Genomic DNA, 9,502 nt, shown 5'->3' on the forward strand with positions numbered 1-9,502 from the left:
TTCTTGGTAGTACTTTTGAGAATCTACTGCTGAATATTCGGCTTTACACCTTTTAAGTTCTCGACTAATTGTTGAATGATGAAACCCTAATATATTGGCAATTTTTCTAGCAGAATATCCTTCTTTATTCAACACTTCTATTTTATTTCTATCATCCATGGTAAGATATTTATGACTCATAACAGATTCCTTTCGTGATTGTTTTTTGTGGTAATTAACATTTTACACGAAATACAAATTTGTTATGAGTTTTTATTTTAGGTGTCGCATTTAATTTTACAATCTATCAAATATTTAATTGTCACTTTCCTTTATAATAAACTTTTCTCTTCCTACGCCACAAATCGGACAAAACTCCGGAGGCATATCTCCCTCGTGTATATAGCCACATACAACACATTCCCACTTCACAAAATCATCTCCATTAAAATATCTTAGTTGCTTATATGTTATTTACCCAAAGTTTTAGGGTAACATTATAATAATATTAGATTAAGGGTGATTTTATGAAGAAAGTAGTGTTTTTTGCATTCCAAGGGGAGGAAATGTGTTTTATGCACATTTTATTTAATGCCATTGACATGCACAAAAAGGGAATTGAAACAAAAATAGTAATTGAGGGCAAAGCAACTGCACTTATAAAGATTATGATTGAAAAAGAAAATAAACTATTTAAAGAAGTCGTTGAACTGGATTTAATTGACTCCGTATGTAAAGCTTGTTCTAACCAAATGGGAGTTTTAGACTTTATAAAAGACAACACAAACTTGCCTTTAAATGGAGATTTATTAGGTCATCCTCCAATGGCTCCATATGTTCAAGATGGCTATGAAATAATTACACTTTAGTAAAAACATATGGAATTTTAAAAAGTTGAACTTTTATTCAGGGTAGAAATTTAAATATTTCTACTCTGTTTTTTTATTTTTCATTTTACTTTCTCTATGCCAATAAAAAAACGAGTACTTAAATTTACTCGTCTCTTTATAATTGTTCCCATATAAAATTTACAACTTCTATTAATGACCTTCATTAACTGTTTTTTTCGATACAGCTGACTTCTTCTTTGGTTCTTTTCCTCTAAATATATTTACAACAACTTCTATTACATTTGAAGATATAGTAACGGTTATTAGAGAATAGATAATTTCACTAAAGGGAATATAGCTTAAACTCAACAATAACACAGTAAAATCTGTAAACATATAAGCCCATGAAATTTTACCGCCAAATCTTTGAAATATTACCAATGCCAAGGCATCATCGCCGCCACTGCTCCCACCGGATCTAACTATTAATCCAACACCTATCCCCACAAAAAGTCCTCCCAAAATAGCTGCTATTAACAAGTGATTTGATAAATCAGGCAATATCGGTGGAAATTTTTCCCATACTTTTATAAAACCTGAAAATGTAAGTGTTGAAAACACCGATACAACTAGAAAATCCTTTCCCAAATACTTTAGTGCCAATAGATAACAAATAATATCAAGCACCGGAGTTATATAGGACATAGAAATTCCAAACCAGTGGTTTATAAGCAAGTTTAAACCTAAAACTCCTCCCTCTGTAATATCTACTCTTTGATGAATATTATAAATTCCAAATGAATAAATAGCTGCTCCTATTAAAATCATTGCAACTCGGTACACAGGGAACAATTTTTTTATTTTTTTTAGTATTTTCTCTATGTTCATTTTTTATGCCCCCTTGCTATATATAATAAACCTTAGTATAATACTAATGTCAAGAGGTGCTTATGAAAAAATATTTTAAAATAAATGAAATCTCAAAACTCTTTGGAATTGGTCCCGATTCTCTTCGATACTACGAAAAAATCGGACTTATTAAGCCAAAGCGTGATAAAAATAACTACAGACAATATACTTTAAGTGAAATTTACCAACTTAATATTATATCTGAACTTAGAAAACTTCAATTTCCACTTGGAAAAATTAAAAAATATCTAGAAGACCTTTCTCTTTCTAACACTCTCTCCCTACTAGCTGATGAAAGCAGTGTTATTGAAGAGCAAATTAACCAACTTAAAATAGAGAAAAACTTAATTGACCATCAAATAAGTTTTCTTAATAAATATGAGACAAAAAGTGAAAATGAATTTTCTATAAAAACTTTTCCCAATAGATATATATTAGAACTTGAAACTTCTATTTTACTTGATGAGGAGTTTGACTTTTCAATTAGAGTGCTGCAAATGGAAAGCAACTTCACTGTTAATCAATTTCAAAACAATTTTATTGGTGCCAGTTTATCTCTTAAAGACTTTAAAGAAAATAATCCCATAGAGTTTAACAGCGTCTTTATCATTCAAGATAAAAAGACAAGTGAATCACAAAAAATTTTAAATTCAGGAAAGTACTTATGTCTTTCATATAGAGGCCCCTACACTAAACTGCGCAGTAATCTTAAATTACTTAAAGACTATGCTAAGAAAAACAACTTTAATATTGACGACACTCTCTATGAAATTTATTTAATAGACAATAGATACACTGCCATTTCTAAAGAGTATTTAACTGAAATTCAAGTTAAAATTCTATAATCTACTTAAAAAAACAGGCGAGACTACTAATCAGTAATCTCACCTGTTTTAAATTTTTAAATTTAAACTACAATAGTTCTCTCCAGTTTTCCATAATATTGCCAAGTGTTCTTCTCACTGATTTATGTGAGTTACTTGCCTCTACTATGTCAAAGTATGACCAACTGGAATTGTCCAAGTCTTTAAAGTTTTTAATGCTTAGATTATTTAAACCATCTTTATCAACTTTTCTATCTAGCATTTTATTTACCATTGTTGCTACTTCTTCTCTTGAGATGTCTTTTTCTGGTTTAAATGTTCCATCTGGATAGCCATTTATCCAACCCTTTGATGTCACTGCTCCAATGTATTTTTCTGCCCAGTGTCCTATTACATCTTCAAATGTTGAAGTTGTATCTGCTAAACTATTATATCTTGCTACTACTGCTGTAAATTCTGCTCTCGTTATTTTGTCATTTGGTTTAAAACTTCCGTCTGGATAGCCTTCCATTATATTGTTATCTGTTACAAAGGCTATATATTTAGTGTACCAATCACTTGCATTTACATCGTTGTATTTTGTTGTAGCACTTGGAATATTTGCTTCACCTACTTTTAATCTTGCAAATATTGCTGCTACTTCTGCTCTTGTAATACTGACCTGTGGTCTTATTGTATTGTCTGGATAGCCAGTTAAATATGCTATGTGAGTTAATATTTCTTCAGTTTTTGGCTTTTCTTTACTTGTAGTTGATGAACCTCCACTCCAAGTCCAGCCTGTTCCTGAATCTTCACTATCTTTTTCCCACTGAGCATAAAGTGTAGTATTTGCTGTTATCTTAAATTTATCTCCAACTTTATATGATGTTCCACTTCCATCTGCCTTTGTGTTCCAGCCTTTAAATGTGTAGCCTGTTTTAGATAAATCTCCTTTTGGCAACACTGTTACTTCTGAATTTTTTGCATATGGATTTTTTGTGTCTGTTGGTACTGTTCCTGAATCATTGGTATTTCCATTGTATGTTACTGTAAACTCTTCTATTGGATCTATTGGTTTATCTCCTACAAAACTAATATCATAGTTATTATAAGCTATGTTTTTATTTATATTTGCAGGTTTTGATAATGATTTTATATTCGTTATATTTGTTTCATATACTGAAAAAATATTAGGATATTCTGTTTTATCAAGTTCAAATATTCCATCTCCAGCTGTGTTATCTGAAAATTCCGTATTACTTACTTTTAATGTATTATAATATACAGAATCTCCATCTGTGGTTTTTCTATCTGTAAATGGTAATATATTTATAGCTCCACCCTTTGTTACTGCATTATTTCCATTAAAATTACTTTCTTGAATATTTATATTTCCTGAATTGGAAAAAATTGCTCCACCTTGAGTAGCTTCATTACTTTTAAATTCAGTTTTATTTATATCTACAGCTAATCCTTTAGCATCTCTTATAGTAAGAGCTCCTCCAAATCCTAAAATATCAAATTCATTAACATTAGAATTCCCTAAAAACTTACTGTTATTAATAGTTACTTTCCTATTTGAGCAATCTGCACCTGCACCAAAAATATCAACTGCACCAGCAACAAAATAAGCATAATAACTATCTGGAATAATGACCAAGTTTTTATTAAATTCAGTATTGTTAATATTAACATTTAGCCCTATATCATTTAATGGTTCATAATTCTGATGTTTTACATGTATAGCTGCTCCTGAGTCGGATGCAATATTATTATTAAATTTTGAACCATCAATATTCAATTCTCCAAAACCTTCAAAACTTATAGCTCCACCCCAACCTGTAGGATTATATCCAGGGCCAACAGCTTTATTTCCTTCAAAAGCGCTGTTTTTTATATTAAGCTTATTTACACCTACGACATTATTTAAATATAATGCTCCTGCGAAACGCGCTTCATTATTTTTAAATATTGTATTTTCTATATTTATATCTCCTGAAGTGGAATTAAAATAAATTGCTCCACCATCGATTGGGTTCTTATTGTCTATAAAATAAGAATTCTTAATTGTAGTATTTCCTTCACCAGTTAAATTCATTGCTCCAGTTCCACTTGAAGTATTATTTATAAATTTGGAATTCAAAATTTCTAAATTTATATTATTACTATATATTGCGCTTCTTTGATTATTTCCATCAAAAATTAAGTTTTCAAATTTCACTAATTCTGTATTTCTAATATCAAACATATATGCCTTACTACCTATTCCCTTTAAGGTAATATTTGGAGTACCATCTTCATTTAGGCTAACACCTTTTATAGTAATTGGTCTTTCTCTCGCCATTTGTGGTCTACCTATCTCTAATTGTTCACTTATTTCAATATCTTTTGTTACTACAATTTCATTAATATCCTTATTTGCAATTGCTGCTTTTAATTCATCAACTGTTGAAACCGTGGTAGCGCCTTCTGCTAATGCATCAGCTCTTGTTGATATAAGTGGAATAACAATAGATGAAATTTTATTTAATCCATTCTCCTTAGCAATATGTACTGCTTCAATGGTTTCAGCTGCACTTATTTCAGATATTATTTCAACTTTTGCACTTTCAAGCTTTTCTATTAACTCTTGTTTTAATTCATCTGCTAAAAGTTCTAAAGAATTAATTCCAGCAAGTTTTTTTAAATAAACAGATTCAATATCTGCCTTCGCATCTTCTTTTGCCTTATCTAAATCACTTTGAGTTACTTCTACCTCTAAAATAATCTCATCTTCCTTAGGTACGTCTCCTTTTTCTGCTTCATCTTCATTTTCTGCTACTTCTTCATTTCCTACTACTTCTCCATTTTTATTATCGGTACTTGTATCACTAATAGAATTTCCTATATTTAACCCCACTTCTGCACTAGATGTCAGCGGTGTTGATATAAGTAATACAAATGCTAAAAGAAAAGATAGTAGTTTAGTTTTCCTTTGTTTCATAATAATCCCCTTTCAATGTATATCTATAATATGTAGTATAACACCTATGTAGTGTCCTGTAAAATTAAATACACCTTTAATGCAAATGTAAATTTTTATAAATGGTTAATTAGGTGAAATATATTTTTTTAAAATTTTATACACTCCTAGAACACAAAGCCTCAATTCTCTGATTTATGTAAAATTAGTTTTTTTAATTAAAATTTTAACAAATCTTTAATCGGTATTTTTTTATAATCAGTAAAAGTTCTAATGTGAAATTAGTTTTAAGATAAAATTTTATTTGACAATACTATTTTGAAACTTATGTATACTAATACAGTGTTATATGGTTTTGTTTTAAATATTTTAATATTTTAATAAATTAGTTTTTTAAAAAACATATAGAATAGCTAAAAATAAATATCATATAATTTTATTTAACATTTCTTTTTTATTTAAAATTCTCTAATATACTTTAAAAAACAGGCGAGACTACTAATCAGTAATCTCACCTGTTTTAAATTTTTAAATTTAAACTACAATAGTTCTCTCCAGTTCTCCATAATATCGCCAAGTGTTCTTCTCACTGATTTATGTGAGTTACTTGCTTCTACTATGTCAAAGTATGACCAGCTGGAATTATCTAAGTCTTTAAAGTTTTTAATGCTTAGATTATTTAAACCATCCTTGTCAACTTTTCTATCTAGCATTTTATTTACCATTGTTGCTACTTCTTCTCTTGATATGTCTTTCTCAGGTTTAAATGTTCCATCCGGATAGCCATTTATCCAACCCTTATTAGTAACTGAGCCAATATAACCTGCTGCCCAATGTCCACTTACGTCTTCAAAGCTGGACTCTACATTTACAAGAGAATTATATCTTGCTACTACTGCTGTAAATTCTGCTCTCGTTATTTTGTCATTTGGCTTAAAACTTCCATCTTCATAGCCTTCCATTATTTTATTGTCTGTTACAAAGGCTATATATTTAGAGTACCAATCACTTGCATTTACATCGTTGTATTTTGTTGTAGCACTTGGAATATTTGCCTCACCTACTTTTAATCTTGCAAATATTGTTGCCACTTCTGCCCTTGTAATACTGCCCTGTGGTCTTATTGTGTTATCAGGATAGCCATTTAAATATGCCATGTGAGTTAGTGTTTCTTCAACTTCAGTTTTTGGACTTTCTTTACTTGTAGTTGATGAACCTCCACTCCAAGTCCAGCCTGTTCCTGAGTCTTCGCTGTCTTTTTGCCAGATTGCATAAAGTGTAGTATTTGCTGTTATTTTAAATTTATCTCCAACTTTATATGATGTTCCACTTCCGTCAGTCTTTGTGTTCCATCCTTTAAAAGTGTAACCTGTTTTAGATAAATCTCCTTTTGGTAACACTGTTACTTCATCATCTTTTGCATAAAATTCATTTGAATCTATTGGAACTGTACCACTTGTATTCCCATTTTCATCGTATGTTACTTTAAACTCTCCCCATTTAGCATACAGTGTTGCATTATCTTTCACTGTATCTGTGGCAAAGTTCCATTCATTTGATAATCTACTGTCCTTAAACCATCCCAAAAACTTTGCTCCTGCTTTCACCGGGTCACTTGGCCTATCAACAAGCTCATTATATTTAATAGTTTTAGAATCTATATTATCTCCACCATTGCTGTCAAAGCTCACTGTATAAGTTTTGATTTCCCATACAGGGTGGAGTACTGTATCTTCAATTATATTAAATGTATCTCCAACACTATATTGTATTTCTTTTCCATTAGGTTCAGTAGACCAGCCAACAAATTTATAACCTTCTTTTGTCAGTGTTTTATTTTCCAACACTGTAACCAATGTATCTTTTACATATGGACTGTTTTCATCTACAGGAGATACACCTAGTAGAATTTCATCTTCATTGTCTTTATAATAATCTACCGTGTACCGTTCCTCTTTTATTGTTTCTTTTCCAATGTAGCTAATATCGTAATTATTATACGCTTTATCGCTGTTTAGCCCAAAGGGTGTTGATAATGACACTACATCCGCTATATTTGAAGCATATACTTTAGCTATATTAACATTTGAGTCATCAAATTTATATCCACCTTTTGTTGCAAAATTATTTTCAAACGTAGTTCCATTTACTATTAAGTTCTCATAATATTTTGAGTCCTCATCGTCAATTAATTCTGATTTGTCTTCAGGCAACACATTTATAGCTCCACCAACATAAGCCGTATTTCCTCGAAATGTCGAATTTTCTACAAATACTGTACTTTCAAATTCTATATCCAATCCTCCACCATATTGTCCTTTGTTGTCTCTAAATGTACTTTCTTTTATAGATAAATTACTATTTGGTGTAAGGTAAACTCCTCCGCCATTTCCATAAGTTTCATTTTTATTTATTGTTGTATTCTCAATTGTGATTTCAGCATCTGAAAGAATAAAAATTCCACCACCATGTTTATAGGATTCATTTTCTTGTAATAAACTATTTTTTATAGACAGTTTACCATTTAGTGTAAGCCCTCCCGTAGGATCTTTTTCATTTCCTACATAGATTCCACCGCCATAATCAGCAATATTTCCTTCAATTTTTCCGCCGGTTATGTTTATTTCTCCTATACTGGTGGCAATTCCACCGCCACGTCCATTGGTGCATATGTTTTCGCTGACTTCTCCACCGGTTATTTCCACTATGCCTGAACGGCTATAAATTCCGCCACCTTCCGGAACGGTATTTCCATCTAAGTCTTCTATTCCACCTATGTAGTTTTCTGAAATTTTACCACCGGTCGTCACCAATTTTCCGTCAAGAATAGCAATTCCACCGCCTATATTTTTAGTAGCTCTGTTATTTGTGATTTCCCCACCAGCTATTAAAATATTTGTGTAATTTTTATTGTCATCTTCATCATCTGTATATACTAAAGATATTGCACCACCGTTTAAGGCGCTGTTATCTTTTATTTCTCCACCGCTTATTTCAAGTTTACTGCTATCTGTCAATGCTATTGCCCCAGGCTCTCCAAAATTATTTTTATTTGGATTTGCAATTGTGATTATATCATTATTTTGAAGAACAGTTCCATCAGAGATAGTAAGTGCCCTATTTTCACCTAAATATATTAAGGATTCTCTAGCTGTAAGTCCGTTATTTTCTGCACGATAAATGTTACTCCTGTCCCATTCTGCTCCACCATCTATTATAATATTTGTAAGTACTATGCTAGATGTCTGTCGACTACTTCCATCACTGATTTTTATTAATTGCCCACCGTAGTTATCATCTCTTAACAGAGTACCCCCTGTAAGTGTGAATGTCTTTCCTGCAGGAATTGTAATCCCCGTTGAAATGTTAATAGTCCCATCTACATTTATTGTAACATCGTTAGAACTATTTACAGCACTTTGTAATTCTACTTCATTTGTCACCCTAATTTCATTATTATCTGCATATACGAATGTAGCTGACAACATGAATATCATTACTAATAAAAACCCTATAATTTTTTTACTTATATATTTTCCCAATGCCTATACCTCCTTACATTTTCTTATATAAATAATACCATATTTATATATTGCGAACTATATCATAAAGTAAATTTCACAAAAATATACTCTATTAAATGTTAGAATATTACTTTAATTATTTACAGTTAAAATAATAGGTTCATTGTCAAATGTTGGGGTAGTTTTTTTCCTACCTCAATTTTTATTCTAATTTTTTGTTTAAATTAACTGCAACACCACAAAATCCTTTTCTTAAAGGTCTCGAAATTACGATATCCATAAGATACTCGTTTAATCACTTTGATTTTATTGTTAAATCCTTCCGTTCTTCCGTTGGTAAATCTGCTTTCAAAATAATGAAGTATTTCTTCTTTCCAGTTTTCTAAAGCTTTAATACATGCTTTGAATTCAGGTATTTTTGATTGTTTCGCTCTTTCTATCCATTTCTCTAATTCTTTCCTAGCAATATTTTTATTTTCTGCATTTAAAAATAGA

Annotated in this window: 8 protein-coding genes; 2 read left to right on the forward strand and 6 right to left on the reverse strand. The window is 30.7% G+C overall.

All coding sequences use genetic code 11. The features are described 5' to 3' along the window. Together BUB47_RS09610 and BUB47_RS10210 are read right to left on the reverse strand one after the other, a co-directional pair. On the reverse strand, positions 1-180 hold a 180-nt coding region (locus BUB47_RS09610), incomplete at its 3' end, for a helix-turn-helix domain-containing protein (RefSeq protein WP_234945659.1). A gap of 114 nt (positions 181-294) precedes the next feature. Next, positions 295-411 (reverse strand): rubredoxin-like domain-containing protein, encoded by a 117-nt coding sequence (locus tag BUB47_RS10210; RefSeq protein WP_073185762.1) that lies wholly within the window; start codon positions 409-411, stop codon positions 295-297. A 95-nt stretch (positions 412-506) separates the two neighbouring features. On the opposite strand from BUB47_RS10210, the gene BUB47_RS09620 reads away from it, so the two are divergent. Next, entirely contained in the window at positions 507-848 is a 342-nt protein-coding gene (locus BUB47_RS09620) for a cytoplasmic protein (protein WP_073185764.1), read from the forward strand. Positions 849-1,019: 171 nt separating this feature from the next. Here BUB47_RS09620 and BUB47_RS09625 read toward each other — a convergent pair whose 3' ends face one another. Next, entirely contained in the window at positions 1,020-1,697 is a 678-nt protein-coding gene (locus BUB47_RS09625; RefSeq protein ID WP_073185766.1) for a YitT family protein, read from the reverse strand. Between the two features lie 62 nt (positions 1,698-1,759). Here BUB47_RS09625 and BUB47_RS09630 point away from each other — a divergent pair, with 62 nt between their 5' ends. Continuing rightward, complete coding sequence (locus BUB47_RS09630) at positions 1,760-2,563, forward strand: MerR family transcriptional regulator (RefSeq protein WP_073185768.1); 804 nt, start codon at positions 1,760-1,762, stop codon at positions 2,561-2,563. Between the two features lie 67 nt (positions 2,564-2,630). On the opposite strand, the gene BUB47_RS09635 is transcribed toward BUB47_RS09630, so the two are convergent. From BUB47_RS09635 to BUB47_RS09645, 3 genes are all read right to left on the reverse strand, one after another. Further along, positions 2,631-5,504, reverse strand: coding sequence for an S-layer homology domain-containing protein (locus BUB47_RS09635; RefSeq protein ID WP_073185770.1), 2,874 nt, complete (start codon positions 5,502-5,504; stop codon positions 2,631-2,633). Positions 5,505-6,022: 518 nt separating this feature from the next. Beyond that, a complete protein-coding gene (locus tag BUB47_RS09640) occupies positions 6,023-9,025 on the reverse strand; it encodes an InlB B-repeat-containing protein (RefSeq protein ID WP_073185772.1) in 3,003 nt (1,000 codons plus the stop codon). A 206-nt stretch (positions 9,026-9,231) separates the two neighbouring features. Further along, a partial coding sequence (locus BUB47_RS09645; protein ID WP_143270647.1) for a transposase occupies positions 9,232-9,502 on the reverse strand: 271 nt, incomplete at its 5' end.

This window comes from Anaerosphaera aminiphila DSM 21120 (genome assembly GCF_900129925.1).
In the GTDB taxonomy this organism is placed as follows: Bacteria; Bacillota; Clostridia; order Tissierellales; family Peptoniphilaceae; genus Anaerosphaera; species Anaerosphaera aminiphila.